The organism is Enterococcus mundtii (assembly GCF_003957375.1).
In the GTDB taxonomy this organism is placed as follows: Bacteria; Bacillota; Bacilli; order Lactobacillales; family Enterococcaceae; genus Enterococcus_B; species Enterococcus_B spodopteracolus.
Window position 1 is genome coordinate 444,061 of the sequence record NZ_CP025473.1, and the last position, 20,940, is coordinate 465,000.

Consider the following 20,940-nt stretch of genomic DNA (forward strand, 5'->3'; position numbering starts at 1 on the left):
TGGTTCGCAACAAATATTCGTGTTATTGAGGGGCGGAGAGATCGAGCGATTGAGTCGAGGAACGTTGGATCAACTCTACGGGCAATAAAAGTTCTTCCCAGGATTTATCAGGGTGTTGGATGCGTTCTAAGAGTAAACGAGCAGTCGCTTTACCTAACTCTAAAATGGGTTGAGCAATGGTCGTTAATTTAGGTTTCATGTACTCACACATATCAATATTGTCATAGCCAATGATGCTATAATCTTCGGGAATGAGTTTATCATGCTCCGCTAATCCGCGATATACACCAAAAGCTAGTTCGTCATTTAATGCGAAGATCGCTGTAACAGCAGAAGAAAGTAAATCAGGAACGATTTCATAGCCCCCTTTTTTTGAAAAGTGAGTAGGGAACCAATGAATCTGTTTCTCAGAATGATCCACATGTTTACACGCTGCTAAAAAACCATCTATCCGATTTTGGACATTTTGCGGTGTTTGTTGTGGATAGACTAAAGCAATTTCCTGATGGCCTAAGCCTAGTAGATGCTCACCGGCTAAGTACCCACCTTGATAATCATCTGTTAAGACGGCATCACTAGAACCTTCTGCTTTTTTCTGATCTAATACGATAAATGGTTTCCCTTGTTTCTTCAAAGAAACTTGGAGGGCTTTCGTTGAGACAGCCGAAGAGGCAATAATAAAACCGTCGACACCACGTTGCGTCAACTCAAGTAAATAATCCGTTTCTTTTTGATGATCAAAATCTGCATTGCATAGAATCGTGACAAAATTTTGTTGGTAAAGATAGTCTTCTATCCCTTGCATCAACATATTGAAAAAAGGATTGGTGATATCAGGGACAAGGACACCGATTGTTTTTGTTTTCTTTGTGATCATTTGACGTGCAATGTAATCGGGTTGGTAACCTAATTCTTCTCTGGCTTTTACTACTTTTTTGACCGTATCTGGATGGAATTTTGCTTCATTGCCATTCAAGATCAGTGAGACAGTTGCGATGGATACACCTGAATGTTTCGCAACGTCTTTGATCGTCACTTTTTTCTTTGCCATTACTATACTCCTATCTCTTTCTTAGTGTCATTTTCCCATGAATACGTAAAGAAGTAAATGATGATTCTGTGATATTCGTCATCTTGCACACCCTAGAACCAAATAAACGATGTTCCAGAGGTAAAACTTCAATAATAAGTCAAAAAAATCAAAAAATGAAAAAGCCATTTTAGCTTTTCCTCTCTTATGACTCAGTACTAATCGCTTCTCTCACGACCTCTTGTAAATGGTGTTCAAGGCGCAACACTTCGGACATAAGACAAAAGATAAAAAATGAAAGAACCATTTTCTATTTTTCTGTCTTATGCCTCTGTGCTGAATGCGCCTTTCGCAACCTCCTCTTTTGAAAAGGTTTTTTTCACAACCTTTCATTTCAGTGTTAAAATATAAGAGATTTACCAGATAGATAAATAAACGGGAGAATGAAGGTGGAAGTTTTATGAAATATGTAGAAGTAAAAAATGAATTTAAGCGTTACCAGATGGGCGAAACAACGATTACAGCGAATGACGATATTTCATTCTCCATTGAAAAAGGAGAATTAGTGATCATTCTTGGGCCTAGTGGAGCAGGGAAATCAACGGTATTGAATATTTTAGGTGGGATGGATACACCGGATGAGGGACAGATCATTATTGATGAAACAGATATTGCTCAATTCAATGACAAACAATTAACGGCTTATCGCCGGACAGATGTTGGCTTTGTTTTTCAATTTTATAATCTTGTTCCTAACTTAACTGCAAAAGAAAATGTTGAATTGGCTACAGAAGTTTCGCCAAATGCGTTAGATCCTGTAGAAGTTTTGACACAAGTTGGGCTTGCGCACCGGTTGAATAATTTCCCATCACAATTATCAGGGGGCGAACAACAACGTGTGTCGATTGCACGAGCGCTTGCGAAAAACCCGAAATTATTACTTTGTGATGAACCAACTGGCGCATTGGATTTTGAAACAGGAAAACAAGTATTGAAATTGTTGCAAAATGCTAGTCGTGAACATGGCAATACCGTTTTGATCATTACACATAACTCGGCTTTAGCGCCAATCGCTGATCGAGTAATCCATATCAATGATGCAAAAGTCCGTGCAGTCGAATTGAATGAACAGCCTTCATCTATCGATGAACTTGTTTGGTAAGGAGGTTTGCCATGAAAAATAGAACTTACCTCAAAGCAGGATTTCGTGAAATACGCCAATCAAAAGGACGCTTTATCGCGATTATATTGATCATTTTACTCGGCACGCTCTTATATGTAGGCGTCAAGACAGCCGGTCCTGTGATGCAAAAAACGATGGATGAATATGTCAGGGCAGGTAAACTCTCTGATCTACAGATCGTTTCGACAGCAGGATTGACGAAAGAAGATGTTGCAGAAGCAGAGAAACTCTCACATGTAACCGTTGAAACGGGCAAACAACTATATTACGCGAATGCCAATAAAAATGAAGTTGTCCAAGTATTCTCTTATGCTCCAGATATGAAACAAAATCAGTTGACGGTGATCGATGGTTACTTGCCACAATCGGATGATGAACTTGTACTAGATGAGAAGGCAAAAAATCAAGGATACAGCATCGGTGACACCTACACGATTGAATCAGATGACTTGAAAGAGACGGCGTACAAGATTACAGGTTTTGTACGCTCGCCGTTATTCATCAATAATTTAGAACGAGGTTTTGCAAATGTAGGGAATGGGAGTATTGATTACTTTGCCTATGTCCCCAAAGATAATTTTAAAACAGATATCCAATCCGTTTTATATCTTGACTTTGCAAATGTCGACGATTTAAATACGTACAGTGAAGAATACCAAGAAGAGATGGAAAAAAACATCGAAAAGCTGGAAGTGTTGTTTGAAGAGCGACCGCAGCAACGTTTAGAACAGTTGAAGCAAGAGGGCAAGGATGCTTTAGCACCTGCAAAACAAGAAATCGCAGCCGGGAAATCACAAGTGGTAGATGCGAAAAGTCAATTAGAAGCAGCAAGAACGCAGATTGATCAACAACGTCAAGTCTTGGATCAGTTACCTGAACCGCAGCGAACGCCGGCATTGAGTGCTTTAGCGGAACAAGAAAGTCAATTATCAGAACAAGAAGCACAATTGACAACAAAAGAAGCGGAGCTAACAGAGGCCGAAGCGTCTATTGCGGAGAATGAAGAAAAAATCAATGAATTAGCCAAGCCAACTTATCTTTTCCAAGAGCGATCGGAAAATGTCGGCTTTCAGGAATTTGGCGATCTAGCTGAACGCATCGCAGCCATCGCAAATGTCTTTCCAGTCTTTTTCTTCTTTATTGCAGCGTTGATCACTTTTACCACGATGACACGGATGGTAGAAGAAAATAGACGAGAAATCGGTACATTGAAAGCCTTAGGATACAGTAAATTGGAGATTGCCAAAAAATATGCCATTTATGCTTGTCTCGCTTCAGGTATCGGAATTATTTTAGGAACGATATTAGGAACCAATCTTTTGCCTCGGATCATTTTCGAGCTTTCAAACGAACGTTATGATATTGGCAGTGCGGTGATTTTCTATGATTGGCCACCAATCATCCAAGCAGCTATTGCGTTCTTCATTGCTGCTTTTGGTGCAGCGATGTTAGTTCTATTCAAAGATCTACGCGAACGACCAGCTGCTTTGTTACAGCCTAAAGCACCGAAACCAGGGAAAAGAATTCTTTTAGAATACATTACTCCTCTTTGGTCACGTTTAAGCTTCAACCAAAAAATCAGTTATCGTAATCTTTTCCGTTATAAATCACGGATGTTCATGGCAATCATCGGAATTGCCGGTTGTGCAGGATTGATGGTTGCAGGAGTTGGGCTAAAGGATTCGCTTAGCTCGGTTTCTGCCAAACAGTTTGGACCAATCATTGATTATCAAGCGATCGTAACGACCAATCAAACTGATGAAACGAGTCAAAAAGAAATCAATGACGCAATGGATGATCAAGCGAAGATCACTGATCGTTTAGCGGTTGATTCGCAAACGATTGAACTACGTAAAAAAGGCCAAGCATCACAAAGTTTGACATTGATGGTACCAGAAAATGAACAAGCATTAGAAACGTTCATCCATTTGAAAACAACTGACGATCAATCGGTAGAACTACCAGATCATGGGCTTGCGATTACACGCAAAGCGGCCGAATTATTCGATTTATCTGTCGGTGATACGGTGGAAATGTATGATGACGATCAACAAAAATTAAATGGAACGGTGGCAGTCATTTTGCAAAATTATTTGGGTAATTTTGTCTATATGAGTCCAACGTATTATGAAGAGATTTCTGGACAGCAAATGACGACAAATGCGTATTTACTCAAAACAGAAAAGATGTCGAAAGAAGAAGAGGATACGCTCTCAGAAGAATTACTGAAAACGGGGGCGGTCACTAATACCTCATTTATTTCGACACAGATCAAGAACCAAGAAGAATCTCTTTCAAATTTAGATGCAGTGGTCATCATTTTCGTCGTTCTATCTGGTTTATTGGCGTTTATCGTTTTATACAATTTAACGAATATCAATATCTCTGAACGAGTACGAGAGCTTTCTACGATCAAAGTATTAGGCTTTTTTGATAAAGAAGTCACGATGTACATCGTTCGAGAAAATATCATCTTTACTTTATTAGGGATTTTTGGAGGATTTGGGATCGGTTATGTGCTGACCGACTTTATTTTACGCCAAGCTTCAATGGAATCAGTGATTTTTCCGTTAGTTATTACCTGGGTTGCTTATACACTATCCGCTGCTTTGACGATTCTATTCACGGTGATCGTGATGATCGTCACTCATTTCAAATTGAAGCATATTGATATGATCGATGCATTGAAATCAAATGAATAACGAGTGGGAGGAATAAGATGAGTATTACTGTGAATATCCTATATAGCGGTAAAGAAGGCAATGCAAAGGCATTTGCCCAAGAAATGACAGAGCGAGGGATCGTCGAACGCATTCGTGTGCAAGAAGGGAATGAGCGTTATGAGTATTTTATTCCTTTAGAAGATGCTGAATCGATCTTATTGGTGGATCGCTGGACAGATCAAGAAGCAATCGATCATCACCACAAATCAGAGATGATGATGGAGATTGCTGAATTACGAAAAAAATATCATCTGAAGATGAAGGTCCAACGTTTCATTGATGAACCAACAGAAAGATAAATCGATATTTATGATCCGTTTATTGCTTATTCTTGAAAAACAAGATAGCAATAAACGGTTTTTTTGTTGAAAGGATAGAGGAGAATAGCTAAAGAGAGCCTTAGTGTAAAGCAAAAAAAGGATAAACGGTAAATTTCCCCGTTTATCCCCCGTTTATTCCTAGGACTATTCAGTTGGATAAGTTGAATTAGATGTATCAGTAGTGTTCTTAAAGCGAATAAAGCTACGGATCATCTCCCGAATGATCGTATACGTTGGCAATACGAGGATCATTCCTAATAAGCCAAACAAGTTCCCAGCGACAAGTAAAAGAAAAACAGTCGCAATTGGATGGATATGAATCATCTTATTCATCACTAGAGGAGATACCAGGTAAGATTCCCCAAATTGAATCAAGGTGATGAAAGCCACTAAGAGTAAGGCTGTTTTAACGTCTTGACTTAATGCGTACAGTAAAGCCGGTGCAGCACCAATAAACGGACCAAAATAAGGAATGATATCCATCAATCCACAAATCAAGGCAAGTAATAACGCATTTGGCAAGCCTAATACTTTAAAAACAAGATAACTCCCCACACCTACATACGTACAGACTAAAAGCTTGCCACTAATATAGGTCGAAGCTGCTAAATGGAAATCATGGCACCAATCTCTGACTAACTGATGGAATTTCTTAGGCGTGTAGCGTGTCAATATAGCTGGAATCCTGTCGCCATCTTTGAACATATAAATCAATAAGAGCGGAATCGTAAAGAGAATGATCGCAGAGCGCGAAACGATTTCGAATACATTGACTAAACTTGAAGTGGCACCTGAAACAAATTGTAAAACAAAACGTGTCAATTGGTTCAATTCCAGTGTATCAATAAATGGGAGCAAGCGTTCTTCTAATAAGGAACCATCTAGATTCTCTGCCAAAACATAAAGAATTTGAGGAACCTGACCGATAAATCTACTGATTTCCAAAATGATGATCGGTAAAACCACTTGTACGGTCAAATACACAGTTAACAAAATCAGTAGCATCATTAGTGTGACCGCAAGCGTTCTTGATTTTATATATTTGAGGAGTTGATTGTATATTGGAAGAAAAATATAAAAAACGAAAACTGAAATCAAGATTGGCAAGAAGATACTTGCCATGATCGCTTCGAGTGGCCTGAAAATAAAAGTGATCTTAGAAAAAATAAAAATAGTGATTCCTGTCAAGCTAAGTAAAACAAGTGTTGCAAATAATTTGGAACGTTTTAAAAAAGTCATAGTAGAGATCCTCCGCTTTTTGGCTTTTTATCGTTTAGGGGATGTATGAAAAAAGCATGTTACTTGAAGACTGTTCAATCGATTTTAGATGCTACAAGCTGATTTATATCACGACCCTATACTTAAATATAACATAACTAAAAGAATTTATTTTCTTGAAAAAGAAATTTGTCAAAAAATAAATAGTTAAATGAATTGAGCGCGACGTGAATGATCGATTTAACGTAAAATATTTGCTTGAAAAATGATGGCACATATTTCCTAGCGTGATTGATTTACAAACGCTTACGTTTCATATATAATTGGGTTATAAACTTGTATATATAAGTTAAAAATCAGCTGGAGGTACAGGCTTATGGCGTTTACAGAAAAAGTGATTTATCAGATTTATCCCAAGTCATATCGTGACACGAATGGTGATGGGATTGGTGATTTACCAGGAGTCAAAGAAAAATTGCCTTATTTAAATGAATTGGGCATTGATATGATTTGGTTGAACCCCTTTTATCCAAGCCCGCAAAAAGACAATGGGTATGATATCTCTGATTATCAAGCAATCGATCCATTATTCGGTACGATGGCTGACTTTGAAGAGCTAGTTGCTGAAGCAAAAAAATATCAGATCGACATCATGCTAGATATGGTATTGAATCATGTCTCTATTGAACATGAATGGTTTCAAAAAGCATTAGCTGGAGACAAGTACTATCAAGATTTCTTTATTTTAAGAGATGAACCAACAGATTGGGTATCAAAATTCGGTGGGAACGCTTGGGCGCCATTCGGCGAAACAGGGAAATACTATTTGCATTTGTATGATAAAACGCAAGCCGATTTGAATTGGCGTAATGAAGCAGTACAACAAGAATTATTCAAAGTTGTTCGTTTTTGGATGGCTAAAGGTGTCAAAGGGTTCCGTTTTGATGTAATCAACGTGATCGGAAAAGACGAGGAACTGAAAAACAACGCGGAAAATGAAGGGAAAGCCGAGTACACAGATAAACCAATTACTCATACGTATTTACAACGCTTGAATAAAGAAACATTTGGCCAAGACCCTGAAATCATAACGGTAGGGGAAATGAGTTCAACGACTATCGAAAACTGTCTTTTATATACGTCACCTGAACGAAATGAATTGTCCATGGTATTTAATTTCCACCATTTAAAAGTCGATTATGAGAATGGCAATAAATGGACAACTCCGCCATTTGATTTTGAAGAATTAAAGCGTTTGTTCCATACTTGGGGAGAAGAAATGAGCGCAGGAAATGGCTGGAATGCACTATTTTTGAATAACCATGATCAGCCACGTGCTTTAAATCGTTTTGTCGACGTCGAACAGTATCATAAACAAGGGGCAGAAATGTTGGCCACGATGATCCATTTAAATCGAGGTACTCCGTATATCTATATGGGAGAAGAAATCGGCATGATCGATCCTGACTTCGATTCGATTTCTGACTATCGGGACATTGAAAGCTTAAACGCATATAACCTGTTACAAGAACAAGGATTCACGCCAGAAGAAGCCTTTCGACGAATTAAAGCAAAGTCACGAGATAATTCACGCACACCGATGCAGTGGACGGATGAACCACAGGCTGGCTTCACGTCAGGAACACCTTGGTTACCTTTAGCATCGAAGCACGAAACAATCAATGTAGCCAATGAGCAAAAGCAAGAACAGTCGATTTTTGCCTATTACCAAAGACTGATCCAACTTAGAAAAACATATCCAGTGATTGCTAATGGTGATTACAAAGCCTATGCACCTGAGCATCCACAAGTTTATGGCTATATTAGACAAACCGATGATCAAAAATTATTAGTTCTGACCAATTTTTACGCGAAAGAAACTTCGGTGGAATTACCGGAAGAATTTGTAGGTGCGGAAGTATTGATCAGTAACTACCCAACGACAGTTGAAAAAGAAATGACGTTACAGCCTTATCAAGCAGTCGCACTATTAGTGCAAGAAAAGTAGAGACTGTGACAAACAAATAGTTTTAAAAATAAGCAGCAAAAGCATGAATAGCTTTTGCTGCTTATTTATGGGATTTACTTATCTCTGAAATGTTGCTCGATGAATACCGTATAGTTTTTTTGAAGATAGGAGTGGACTCATGTCTCACGCCTTTCCTTTTTTGTTACTTAAAGTAATCCTTCTCTGAAAAATCAGCTTTTTGATAAACCCCTTGATCCCCATAAAACTTATTGTAACGCTGTTTGAATTTTCTAAAGAGAAAAACAACAAGTAGTTTGATCAATGTATAGATCGGGATACCAAAAATGACGCCCATGATTCCTAGAAGATCTCCCATGACTAATAAGACAATCAAAATCGTGATGGGGTGGATCTGTAACCGATCACCCATCACACGAGGGACCACAAGATCTCCGTGAAGCAACTGGACAACGAACCAGACAATCACAAATTTTACAGCCATGAACGTCGAATCTTGAAAAGCAATGAATAGTCCAGGAAAGAAAGCGATGAATGGACCGATATAAGGAATAATACATAATAAACCAGCTGCAATAGCCAGAATACTTGCAAATTCTAAGCCAATCAATAAGAAAGTTACCCAATAAACGGCACCTAAAATGAAAGAAGCGATGATTTGTCCTTTTAAGAAAGCACCTAATTGTTGGTTCGCAATTTTAGTCAATGTCCGAAAATCTGTGCGAAATTTTGGGGGAACGATACCTAAGACCGCTTGATAAAAATTGTGCGGATCTTTTAAAAGGAAAAAGGCAATGATCGGACCAGTAAATAAAGTGATAAAGGTCGTTGTGACCGCTGAGAATAGATTTCCTAGACTTTCGGCACCGCTCTGCCAATAGTTACCGATGAATGAAGTAAAGTTATCGGTGAAATCATCAATCGATGCAAAGAATTGATTGAACGAATCAGAAAATGGTGTCTGTGCTAAAAAGTCCTTCAACGTTTGTTGGAAATCTTGGAATAGGTCAGGTAGTTGTTGAATCAATGTGGTTGCTTGCTGTTCTAAAAATGGAAACAGCCAGACACCTCCTAAGCCAATCAGCAATAAAATAATAACAAAAACTAAAATGACTGACAGATTACGTGAGAGTTTCTTGCTGAGACGTTTGATCAAAGGTTCTAATAAATAATATAAGACCAAAGCAAAAAGGACTGGTGGTAAAGTCGTGATGAAAATGACAACCAGGGGTTTGAATATAAAAGCAATCTTTTGGAAAAAGTAAATGACCAATGCGATCATCACAAGTAATCCTAGAACGTAATACGAAGTTTTCCCTCCTAAAAAACGAATCAGTCGGGAAGATTCTTTCGGTTTGTTTTCCACGATAGTTCTCCTTTCTCTTGAAATAAGCAGTTTTTTTAGGGGTTGGGCTATTCTTACGAAGCAACTGTTGAGATCCAATGAAGCCTTTTTAATAGTCAGCCAACTGTGAAAAATATGAGAAGCTATTTTCTCAAATTCTGTCTTACTACTTAGAGCTGAACATCTTTCTCACAACCTAATAAACGGTGTTCGAAAAGCTGACCTTCAACAGTAAGCTGAAAAATCAAAAAATATGGAAAGCTATTTTCTGATTTCCCAGCTTACTGTTCAGGTCAAAATGCTTTTCTCATAACCTTGTCCTACTTCAAGTTATTATAATCTGAAACGGGTATAAAAAGAAAATAATACAGTTGAAAAATCAATCGAATTTCGATAATAAAATAAATTTAGTAATAATACTTGACGGTTACTTTGATTCTATGCTAAATTAATTCCTGTTGCTAAAACGTAACTATTACGATTTATACTTATTAATCGTAATCAAATAGAGAAAGAAGATGAGAAGGAGCGAATAAAATGAAACGTTGGATCAAGGTGGTAGGAGGATTACTGTTGACAGGGATCCTTGCAAGTTGTGGCACAGGAGGTACTACAACAAATACAAATGGACAAAATGATGAAAGCTTAAATGTAATGACAACATTTTATCCAATGTACGAATTTACGAAGCAAGTAGTTGGTGAAGAGGGAAATGTTGAATTATTGATTCCAGCTGGAACAGATTCACATGACTACGAACCTTCTGCAAGAGATATGGCAAAAATCCAAAATGCTGATGTTTTTGTTTATAATGATGAAAATATGGAAACTTGGGTTCCAGCAATTGAACATACTTTAAAAGAGGGCGAGGTACTTCCAATCAAAGCAACAGAAGGAATGTTGTTATTGCCTGGGGATGGTCATTGCCATCACCACGATCATGACGACGAAGACCACGATCACGATGATCATGCGGATGACCATGATCACGCTCACGGAGACCACGGTCATTCTCATGAATTAGATCCACATGTTTGGTTAGCTCCTAATCTAGCGATGAAGCAAGTAGAAACGATTCGTGACCAATTGATTGAGGCATATCCTGAAAAAGAAGAAGCATTCACTGAAAATGCTGCCTCTTATTTAGAAGAATTAGAAGCGTTACACAACACTTTTAAAGAAACATTAGGTCAAGCAAAACAAAAATCATTTGTAACCCAACACGCTGCGTTCAATTATTTAGCTCTAGAATATGGTCTTAATCAAGTACCAATTGCCGGTCTTTCTTCAAGTGAAGAACCATCTGCTGCAAGAATTGCCGAGTTAAAAGAATTTGTTGAAGACCATGGGATTGAATATATCTATTTTGAAGAGAATGCCAAGGACAGTATCGCTCGTACGTTAGCTACTGAAGCAGGCGTATCGTTAGCAGTATTGAATCCTTTAGAAGGACTGACAAAAGAGCAAATGGATAACGGTGAAACGTATATTTCAATCATGGAAGCAAACTTAAAAGCGCTCCAAAAAACAACGGACATTGAGAATCCATTGGAAGATACGTTGAAGCCGGAGAAAGAAAAAACAATCTACAATGGTTATTTTGAAGATTCAGAGGTCCAAGACCGTCCATTGTCAGATTGGAATGGTATCTGGCAAACTGTCGATACGTATATGGCAGATGGAACGTTTGATCAAGTATTTGAATATAAAGCCAAAACAAACCCAGATATGACAGTTGAAGAATATCGTGAATACTATGAAATAGGCTACAAAACAGATGTCGAAAAAATTGAGATCAAAGATGATACGATGATCTTTACTTTCAAGGATGGCGAAGTGAAAGAATCGAAATACCGTTATGCGGGTAAAGAAATCTTGAACTATTCAGCAGGTAATCGCGGTGTCCGTTTCTTGTTTGAAGCAGAAGATCCTGATTCTGGTGCGTTTAAGTATATACAATTCAGTGACCACTCGATTGCGCCTACCAAATCGGACCATTTCCATATCTATTTAGGAAATGATAGCCAAGAAGCTTTACTAGAAGAAATGGATAATTGGCCAACTTTCTATCCTGAAGAAATGACTGGAAAAGAAATCGCGCAAGAAATGATCGCGCATTAAACGATACTAAAAACGAAGAATGAATGGAAAAGAGGATTTACGACTTTTTCATTCATTCTTCGTTTCTTTTCTTTATTAAAAAGAATTTATTTATTTTATTGTCTTTCAAGAAATCAACTTCTTTAGCCCACGAATCGAAACAGGGATCACTTCCCCATTAGATAGAGTCACTTCTCGTGTTTTCTTATTGATTGTTTGGACATTTTGGGTATTGATAACATAAGATTTGTGACAGCGGATAAAGTGTTGACTTTTCTTTTCGATATCTTTTATCTTCTCATAAAACTGCATCTGGGCATGTGTCAAATGGACCTCAAGTTTATGAGGAGTACCTTGAGCAGTAGAAAAGTATTGGATATCTCGAATAGGTAAAAATTTGATTTCATCATTGAATTCAATTCTAAAAATATCCTTTTGTAATGGCGCAGTTTGGAAATCTTCGAATATTTTACTTAAGATACGTTCAACATTTTCTTTAAGATCAAAAATATCTTCTTTGATGATATAATCAGTCGGCTCAATGTTGCTTTTCAAAATCGTCATGGAAAGATCGGTGTGTGAAGTAACATAAATGATTTTTCCAAGCGAGTCCAAGTCACGTACTCGTTTTCCAATGGCAATGCCATCTAATTCACTGTCTTTCAGTTCGATATCCAAAAAATAAATACCAAAAGAAGACGTACGTATCCTTGCTGCATTGAGGAGTTCAATAGGATCAGAAGTTGCAATATGGACATAACTATCCAAATTTTCAATCATGATCCGATTCTTGATTACTGTAGAGATGACTTCCAGTTGTTTCGGATCGTCTTCACAAATGTAAATGGGAATCATAAAATTACTCCTTTAATTGTATATGGATTGTTTGTGAAAATCGCTGATTCTCAATCGATGTTTCAAGAAAAAGATAAGGATTCGTTTTTGTTAACTCATCAAGAATAAATAAACCTAATCCTTCATTTTTGGGATTTGTTTTCGTCGAGAAGCCTTTTTGTTTTAACTTACTCAATGGAAACGTATTCGTAGTGGTGTTGATGACACGTATCATCAACGACTGTTTTTTCTTGATGATCAGTACTTCGATTTTTTTCTTTTTAGTTACTGTTGCACCTTCGATTGCATTGTCAAGAATAATACCAAGCATTCTTACCAAATTGATCGTATATTTTTTACCAATGACGATTTCATCTGGAACGGTCAATTGGACAGAGATACCTTTTTCTTGTGCCATCATTAATTTTAAAGAGAATAGACTTCTTATTTCAGGTACCTTCATTTTGTCTAGTAAGCTAAGATTTGCTGGGAAGAGATTCATCATTTCACGTGTAGGTAAAATCGTTTGGTTGTAATATTTTTGTAAGCCCTCAAGATCGCCTTCAGAAATATAACTATTCAAAGAAAACAACAGATTTTGATAATCGTGTTTAAACTCTCTAAGCTCTTGATAATTTTTTTCTAGATCTCTAATGTAATCTTGCTGTAATTGGATACGTTGTTCCAATAATTGATCTGCCATCTTTTTATTGGATATTTTCCAATAGTAAATCAAGATAATTAGTCCGACACACAGATAAAGGATAAAAAAGCTCGTATTTAATGCTAGTACTTTTGGCGTTTCACCAGAAAACCGTGTATAAAAAATAATGATATAGTAGGTGAGTAAAACCAATGAACCGATTGTACCAATCATTCGACGGTCAACACTAGCGGACCAATTATCTAAAAACTTTTTGAATCCATACGCAAATAATAAAGATAAAATCGCTGATACAGTTATATGGAAATATTGTAATGCATCTCCAGGTTCAATAACAGCAGATTCCAATACTAAAAAATCCGCGACGCTCGTCAAATGATCACCTAAAATGGAAGCTAATAATCCCAAAGGTAATGCGTAGATCATATGTTGGCGCGAGGATGAAAAGAAAAAGAAAAGTAGACTCAACATGGCAATTGCGACAAGTGCAGAAAAAATACCTAAAATCGGGTAAAGTATTCCCAACAGGACTGCTGCCAAGAGACTAAACGTAGAAAATAGGTATTTATTTTTAATTTGGGAATTGATGATTAAGATAGAACTTGTGTAAATCAGATATTGCAAGGCTATGGACCACAAAAACATAAAGCACAGCTCCCATTGCGTTTTCCCAAATTATAGCATATTTATAATATTATTTTTTTAATTTTTCAGGTATTTTAAATTCTGAGCTCATACCGAAGCAGCAGCCAGATACAAAGAAATCAGAAAGGTTAGTTAATTGTTTAACGATTGTTTTTTTCATAAAAAATTCCTCCAATATTCATCATGTAATTTGTAACTGGAAGCAACGTAGCTATTTCTAAAATAATCCCAAGTAGTAAATAGGTAGAAAAGTAAGAAGCAGAGAAAAATAATGTGAGTACTGCAAATAAAAGATACATGAAAATTGCTTTTTTTAGTAGAGGTGGGCGTTTCTCTGGTGCAATCGGGTTAAGGGCTGTGCCTCTTGATCCATAGCGAAGCAAAAGGAAAAAACAAACAATTAACAAAAGGACCATCATAGGGAAAGAGAAAGTCAATTGATAATGTTTCATTACTAAGGGAACCCCCACAAATAAAGCAAAGTCCAAAGTAAGCAAACAAATTCAGAATCGGAATGGAGACCGTAAGCATATCTGCGAATACAGATATATGAAAGGAAAGTCATTCCTGTTTCTGCCCACGTGCCTGTCAATAAAGAAAATACAAAAACGACAGCAAGTTTTCCAAGGTTGTTCAGCAAAACTTCCAGAGCAAACTTCACTTGGATGTAAGTCATATCTTCTTCATCTTGTTTTCCGTTGAATAATATTGCCAATATTCGATTTACCACTTTATTTTTCATCTCTATACGTACCTCCGAATACTATAATAAGCGAAAAGACACAAAAAAAGTTTTTCGATTCATAAAAGGATGTTTTGACATCAAAATCGTTAACTAAGTGGATTTTGTAACATATTTGTTATATAAGAATGAAATGCTTTTTCTTATGTAAAAAATAAAAGACATGTTTATCTCTAAATAATTAAAAAATTTCCTATAAAACTATCAAATCATCTTTAAATTTTCAACTAAACGTAGGATTATACCAAAAAGAGTGAGATTAATTAACAGTTTTGATGTCAAAAGAACTTTTTATGATATTTCTGTGTTATGTTTAAAAATTTATGTTAAAAATTAGTAGAGGTTGCGAAGATAAATGTAAGTGACACGTTCTTATATTTTGTTTTAACAACTTCTTAATAGAAGGCAGCAACTCCCCTTCCCCTTTTGTTGTTGCCTTCTGATATCAGCAACGAGGTAATTTCTATGTTAAAATGCAAGCCTTTAAGAAGGTGAGTTTGTCAATAGAGGTAACAGATTCGAAATTTTTATCAAAAGAAGTTGTGCCATATGCACAACATAATGGAGGAAATAGCATGGAAAATGAAAATCTATTTGAAGTCGGTAAAACGTACGCATTTGTATCAGATTTATTTTGTTCTCCAATTGAAGCAGAAATTGAAAAAATCTATGAGAACAGTTTGATGGTTCGTGTGCTCAATTGCGCAGATGAAGACAATGAAACTGCACACAATTTACACTGGCAATTAGTCGTTCGTAAGTCAAGTGCAGTGAAAGAGTACAGCTACTAATAGTAACTGTTCATGAATAAAAATTAGTATTTTGATAAATAGGCAGCCAAATCTTGAATGATGGAAATCATTTTTGGATTTGACTGCCTATTTTTACTTTTAAAGGTAAAGGAAAAGTTAGTTTTGCTTTTTTGTGGTTCTCATTAGTTTTAGGTACTTATCAAATACATCAGTTTATAGTAGAGATTCTTTTGTTTCTTCCTAAGACAACGATCGTAAAAGGATGAAGCCCCATTTTATTTTTTGTAAAGGTCTGGTAGTATAAAGAAAATAAATGGAGTAGAAAATAAATAAAAGAAAGATGGGGAAGATGATCAATCAAGAAAATGAGAAAGAAATTCTTCGATTGCAAAGAGAAATCAGCCATTGGGATAGAAAATATAAAAAGCTCCAACAAATTTTTCGAATGCAAGAAGAAATAATTGCTAGTTATGAAGCTGCATATGGGGAAGCACCAGGGTTGGTAGAAGAACACCATGAGGAAGAACAGCCAAATGAATCATTTTTTGAACATATTGAGAAGCGTTCTTATAATCGATTCAATAATGAACAAAAAGCAGCAATCACTTATGATATGAGCAAACACTTACGAATCATCGCAGGTGCAGGAAGTGGAAAAACACAAACAATATGTGCGAAAGCTGTATATCTGATGAATGAAGAACAAGTAGAAGAGCAAAGGATCTTAATGATTACCTTTACTAGAAATGCTGCCAATGAATTGAAAAAACGGGTGGATAATTTTAGTCAAAGAAAAACGAATGTGACGATCGGAACTTTTCATAGTATTTTTTATCGTCTCTACAGTGATATCAAACGGCAGTTTCCGGATCTTTCTGCCGAAGGGATTCAAGGTGAGTTTTCTAAAGACACACCATATAAAGTAAATATTTTACTACAGAAACTAATAAAAAAATATCAACTATATTCTTTCGATCAGTATGGTGAGAAAACGATCGCTAACCGATTGGATTATTGGCAAAACATGAATCTCTCCCGACAGGAGATCATCCAATTGATCAAAAAGAGATTTGATTCCATTGAAAAAGACCCACGTCACCCCATCTCTGAGCGTATGGATCAATTAATGACTGAACTATATGAAGAAAAACAAAAGCAACGACTTTTTGAATTCAATGATGTTCTGCAAAATTTAAAAAATGCTCTTTCTCATGTAGATGTCAGAAGATATGTAGGTCAAAAATACGATTACTTGTTTATCGACGAGTTTCAAGACACGAATCCTTTGCAATGGGCAATCGTTCAGTTGATTACGAAAGACTCGCCGATCAAGTTGATCATCGTTGGAGATGATGATCAAAGTATCTATGGCTTTAGAGGATCAGAACCTGATTATATTAAACAGTTTGAGAAAGAATATCCAACAAAAACACTCTTTCTATTGACCAATTATCGTTCGCGAGCGTCGATCGTTCAAGGAGCGAATCGATTGATCACGTACAATAAAGAGGATCGCATACCTAAAGCGATGGTACCAGCACAAAAGGAACCAGGCGTATTACAGGCATTATCATTTAAAACGGTACAAGAGGAAAGTGACTGGTTGATTCAGCAAGTATATGCCTTTATAGAAGACAAAGGAAAATACAAAGAATCTATTATTTTATATCGTTCATTATCACAAACACAAGCATTAGTGCAACGTTTGATCCAAACAGATATTCCATTTGTACTAGAAGCAGATACCCAATATGCGGGGATCTACGGAATTAAGCTTTTTTATCAATTTTATCAAAAATTTATCGGTTGGTATGATGCGGCAACACCGATAAAAGTGCAAGCACACCAACAGTTATTACGACAGTTGATGATTAATTGTTATCTGAAAACAAATGAATGTGACCAATTTTTCTCTAATAAAAACAGTGACCAAGATATTGTCGCTTATATTTTAAAACGGCGTCCTAATTTAGAAACTAGAGAAAAAGAACTAAAGACATTTGTCAGCGTGCTAGAAACATTTGCTCAACCAACGAAGCGGTCATGTGTTTCACTGATTGAGGCCTATTGTCGGTTGCCAAGACCGAATAAAGAAATCGAGCAAGGTGACAAAGAATGGCTGCTGCAGACTGTCGGACAATATCCAACGATCCCACAATTGAAAAAATTGTATCTTGAGATCCAAGGAATTGCAGCAGAACTAAAAACAAGGTTGATTGCTTATCGTAAGGGGAAACTAGATGCATTATGTATCCAGAGTATTCACAAAAGTAAAGGTTTAAGTTATCGTAACGTTTTTTTAATCGGTTGTAATGAAGGGATGATTCCTTACAATGGTGCGGTAGCAAAAGACAAAAGACTGAAAAGTGAGTTGAAAATCGAACCATTAACGACGATTGAGGAAGAGAGGCGTCTTTTTTATGTCGCAATGACTAGAGCAAGGAATCGTCTTTATTTATGTGTACCTGAGTTTAAAGGGAAAAGAAAATTACAACCTTCCCGTTTTATTAAAGAAACAGGTTGTAAAGTTAAAAAAATCAAATAAATTACGAAAAGCAAAGCGAGTAAAAATACATTCGCTTTGCTTTTTTATCCAAATAAATATATAACTTTTATTATTTATGTCGTTTTTTAATAATCTTTATTTATAAACGGTATATAACCTTTAAATGGTATTTTAAATAACGATTATATGTGATTAATCAAATTTTATTTATTTTGAGGATAGCGTATGACTGGCATTATTTTGAGATTACGTTTAGAATGGGATTACAATTAAAAAGGAGTGAGAAAATGATAAAACTATACACTTCGCCTAGCTGTACATCTTGCAGAAAGGCCAAAGCATGGTTACAAACGAATCATCTTGATTTTGAAGAAAAGAATATCTTTGCAGAACCTCTATCAGAAAATGAGATACGACAAATATTGGCCGCAACAGAAGGTGGAGTCGAAGATATTATTTCTACTCGTTCAAAAGTTTATGAGAAATTAGGAATCGATTTTAATGATTTATCTCTAAAAGAAATGATTCGCTTGTTCAAAGAATATCCATCTTTACTTAGACGTCCGATTCTACTTGATGAAAAAAGAGTATTGATTGGATTCAATGAAGATGAAATACGAGCATTTATTCCTAGAGAAATACGAGGTGTCGCAAGAAACTTGATTTATATGAAACATAGTGTCTTGTATTCGTAAGAATAGGAGGAGACGTTGTGAATATCAAAATCTATAGTTCAACGAATTGCACCATAACGGTTAAAGCCATCCAATGGTTAGAGAAAAAGAACTTATCTTATCAATTTGTTGATCTAGAAAGTAGAGCTTTAAGTAATAAAGAAGTCAAGGAGTTATGTAGTTTTGAAAATGCAGATATTGAACAATTATTTACTACATGGTCATTTGAATTCAAAAAAATTAAAGCTGGACTTCCAAAAAAACAGGAAGATCAACTTCTATTTTTGTGCACTACGCAACGTCATCTTTTTAGACGTCCCTTGATCATCATCGATGATGCGCTGTTTGTTGGCTACGATCAACGATTGATGGAGCAATTGATTTTACATGAATAGACTGTATCCAATTGTGTTACATACTGAAAAAGGCAATTGGAATCATCGATTTTTCCTTAGTAACAAGCCAAAGAATCAAAATCTCACTTACCTGTTCTCTGTTTTTTTGGCTTATTACCAAAGGCGCGTTGCCTATTTTTCGTAAAGAAACTAGTGATAACTAGCAAAAAGTGTAAGAGGTAAATCGTATATTCTAAAATAAAACATTTCGACTTTTTCGTATTTCTACTATAAAGAGGATCAGAATTGAAAGTATACCAGATCGATTTATCAGAAATAGTGATTGACAACTAAATAGAATAAATGGTATATTTTTTTTTGTTGTTTTTTGTTTATTACTGATTTTAATCGTGTAAATAAAACTTTAAATAGTGCTTGACGAATAGAAAAACACATGTTAATATAACTTTTGTTGTTTGAGGAATTCATCAAGGAATGTTGTCTCTGCAAAAGAAGAGGTAAAAAAAGTTGTTGACAAATAACAAACAATGAGTTATGATGAGTGAGTTGCTAAAACGACCTCGTGAAAAACGAGTTCAAAAAACTTTTAAAAAATAGTTGACAATCATCCGAGAGTTTGCTAAGATATAAAAGTTGCTACGGCAATCACAAATGATAAGTTGAGGCAGTTGTGTTTCATTTATCACGTAGACCTTTGAAAACTGAACAAAGTAAGACAAACCAAATGTGTAGGGCGTCTTGATTCAATTCAAGACAACAAACATTTTTAACAAGCAAGCAATATGCTAGCAAACAAATTGAGCTTAACAATCGCAAGATTGTTCTAACTTTTATTATGAGAGTTTGATCCTGGCTCAGGACGAACGCTGGCGGCGTGCCTAATACATGCAAGTCGAACGCTTCTTTTCCCACCGGAGCTTGCTCCACCGGGAAAAGAGGAGTGGCGAACGGGTGAGTAACACGTGGGTAACCTGCCCATCAGAAGGGGATAACACTTGGAAACAGGTGCTAATACCGTATAACAATCGAAACCGCATGGTTTCGTTTTGAAAGGCGCTTTACGGTGCCGCTGATGGATGGACCCGCGGTGCATTAGCTAGTTGGTGAGGTAACGGCTCACCAAGGCCACGATGCATAGCCGACCTGAGAGGGTGATCGGCCACATTGGGACTGAGACACGGCCCAAACTCCTACGGGAGGCAGCAGTAGGGAATCTTCGGCAATGGACGAAAGTCTGACCGAGCAACGCCGCGTGAGTGAAGAAGGTTTTCGGATCGTAAAACTCTGTTGTTAGAGAAGAACAAGGGTGAGAGTAACTGTTCACCCCTTGACGGTATCTAACCAGAAAGCCACGGCTAACTACGTGCCAGCAGCCGCGGTAATACGTAGGTGGCAAGCGTTGTCCGGATTTATTGGGCGTAAAGCGAGCGCAGGCGGTTTCTTAAGTCTGATGTGAAAGCCCCCGGCTCAACCGGGGAGGGTCATTGGAAACTGGGAGACTTGAGTGCAGAAGAGGAGAGTGGAATTCCATGTGTAGCGGTGAAATGCGTAGATATATGGAGGAACACCAGTGGCGAAGGCGGCTCTCTGGTCTGTAACTGACGCTGAGGCTCGAAAGCGTGGGGAGCAAACAGGATTAGATACCCTGGTAGTCCACGCCGTAAACGATGAGTGCTAAGTGTTGGAGGGTTTCCGCCCTTCAGTGCTGCAGCTAACGCATTAAGCACTCCGCCTGGGGAGTACGACCGCAAGGTTGAAACTCAAAGGAATTGACGGGGGCCCGCACAAGCGGTGGAGCATGTGGTTTAATTCGAAGCAACGCGAAGAACCTTACCAGGTCTTGACATCCTTTGACCACTCT

14 protein-coding genes, 1 rRNA gene and 1 pseudogene (1 of these 16 only partly in view) are annotated in these 20,940 nt (G+C 36.9%); 10 read left to right on the forward strand and 6 right to left on the reverse strand.

Annotated elements, in window-relative coordinates:
* Positions 1-22: 22 nt before the first annotated feature.
* Positions 23-1,051, reverse strand: a complete 1,029-nt coding sequence (rbsR, locus tag CYK55_RS02450; protein WP_034690049.1) for a ribose utilization transcriptional repressor RbsR — start codon at positions 1,049-1,051, stop codon at positions 23-25.
* Between the two features lie 439 nt (positions 1,052-1,490).
* On the opposite strand from rbsR, the gene CYK55_RS02455 reads away from it, so the two are divergent.
* Genes CYK55_RS02455 through CYK55_RS02465 form a run of 3 tightly spaced genes read left to right on the forward strand, consistent with a single transcriptional unit; the run spans position 1,491 to position 5,235 of the window.
* Complete coding sequence (locus CYK55_RS02455) at positions 1,491-2,192, forward strand: ABC transporter ATP-binding protein (protein ID WP_010736355.1); 702 nt, start codon at positions 1,491-1,493, stop codon at positions 2,190-2,192.
* A gap of 11 nt (positions 2,193-2,203) precedes the next feature.
* Positions 2,204-4,915 (forward strand): ABC transporter permease, encoded by a 2,712-nt coding sequence (locus tag CYK55_RS02460; RefSeq protein ID WP_126133884.1) that lies wholly within the window; start codon positions 2,204-2,206, stop codon positions 4,913-4,915.
* A 17-nt stretch (positions 4,916-4,932) separates the two neighbouring features.
* Complete coding sequence (locus tag CYK55_RS02465) at positions 4,933-5,235, forward strand: antibiotic biosynthesis monooxygenase family protein (protein ID WP_034690053.1); 303 nt, start codon at positions 4,933-4,935, stop codon at positions 5,233-5,235.
* Positions 5,236-5,400: 165 nt separating this feature from the next.
* On the opposite strand, the gene CYK55_RS02470 is transcribed toward CYK55_RS02465, so the two are convergent.
* Complete coding sequence (locus CYK55_RS02470; protein WP_034690054.1) at positions 5,401-6,495, reverse strand: AI-2E family transporter; 1,095 nt, start codon at positions 6,493-6,495, stop codon at positions 5,401-5,403.
* A 355-nt stretch (positions 6,496-6,850) separates the two neighbouring features.
* Here CYK55_RS02470 and treC point away from each other — a divergent pair, with 355 nt between their 5' ends.
* Positions 6,851-8,482: an alpha,alpha-phosphotrehalase gene (gene treC / locus CYK55_RS02475; RefSeq protein ID WP_126133885.1), complete on the forward strand. Its 1,632-nt coding sequence runs from the start codon at positions 6,851-6,853 to the stop codon at positions 8,480-8,482.
* Positions 8,483-8,645: 163 nt separating this feature from the next.
* On the opposite strand, the gene CYK55_RS02480 is transcribed toward treC, so the two are convergent.
* Positions 8,646-9,827, reverse strand: coding sequence for an AI-2E family transporter (locus CYK55_RS02480; protein WP_034690058.1), 1,182 nt, complete (start codon positions 9,825-9,827; stop codon positions 8,646-8,648).
* Positions 9,828-10,343: 516 nt separating this feature from the next.
* Here CYK55_RS02480 and CYK55_RS02485 point away from each other — a divergent pair.
* A complete protein-coding gene (locus CYK55_RS02485) occupies positions 10,344-11,927 on the forward strand; it encodes a zinc ABC transporter substrate-binding protein AdcA (RefSeq protein ID WP_034690060.1) in 1,584 nt (527 codons plus the stop codon).
* A 105-nt stretch (positions 11,928-12,032) separates the two neighbouring features.
* Here CYK55_RS02485 and CYK55_RS02490 read toward each other — a convergent pair whose 3' ends face one another.
* The 3 genes and pseudogenes from CYK55_RS02490 to CYK55_RS02500 form a co-directional block, all read right to left on the reverse strand.
* Positions 12,033-12,761, reverse strand: coding sequence for a LytR/AlgR family response regulator transcription factor (locus CYK55_RS02490; protein WP_010736348.1), 729 nt, complete (start codon positions 12,759-12,761; stop codon positions 12,033-12,035).
* Between the two features lie 4 nt (positions 12,762-12,765).
* Positions 12,766-14,049 (reverse strand): sensor histidine kinase, encoded by a 1,284-nt coding sequence (locus CYK55_RS02495; RefSeq protein WP_034690062.1) that lies wholly within the window; start codon positions 14,047-14,049, stop codon positions 12,766-12,768.
* Between the two features lie 140 nt (positions 14,050-14,189).
* Positions 14,190-14,791 (reverse strand): annotated as a pseudogene (locus tag CYK55_RS02500) (accessory gene regulator B family protein).
* A gap of 575 nt (positions 14,792-15,366) precedes the next feature.
* On the opposite strand from CYK55_RS02500, the gene CYK55_RS02505 reads away from it, so the two are divergent.
* From CYK55_RS02505 to CYK55_RS02525, 5 genes are all read left to right on the forward strand, one after another.
* Positions 15,367-15,582 (forward strand): hypothetical protein, encoded by a 216-nt coding sequence (locus CYK55_RS02505; protein WP_010736344.1) that lies wholly within the window; start codon positions 15,367-15,369, stop codon positions 15,580-15,582.
* A gap of 301 nt (positions 15,583-15,883) precedes the next feature.
* The gene (locus CYK55_RS02510; protein WP_034690064.1) at positions 15,884-18,088 is read left to right on the forward strand and encodes an ATP-dependent helicase; all 2,205 of its coding nucleotides are present in this window, start codon (positions 15,884-15,886) and stop codon (positions 18,086-18,088) included.
* Between the two features lie 248 nt (positions 18,089-18,336).
* Positions 18,337-18,744, forward strand: a complete 408-nt coding sequence (gene spx / locus CYK55_RS02515) for a transcriptional regulator Spx (RefSeq protein WP_019724106.1) — start codon at positions 18,337-18,339, stop codon at positions 18,742-18,744.
* A 17-nt stretch (positions 18,745-18,761) separates the two neighbouring features.
* Positions 18,762-19,118: an ArsC/Spx/MgsR family protein gene (locus tag CYK55_RS02520; protein WP_034690067.1), complete on the forward strand. Its 357-nt coding sequence runs from the start codon at positions 18,762-18,764 to the stop codon at positions 19,116-19,118.
* 792 nt (positions 19,119-19,910) lie between these two features.
* Positions 19,911-20,940: ribosomal RNA gene (locus tag CYK55_RS02525) — 16S ribosomal RNA — on the forward strand (it continues 531 nt past the right edge of the window).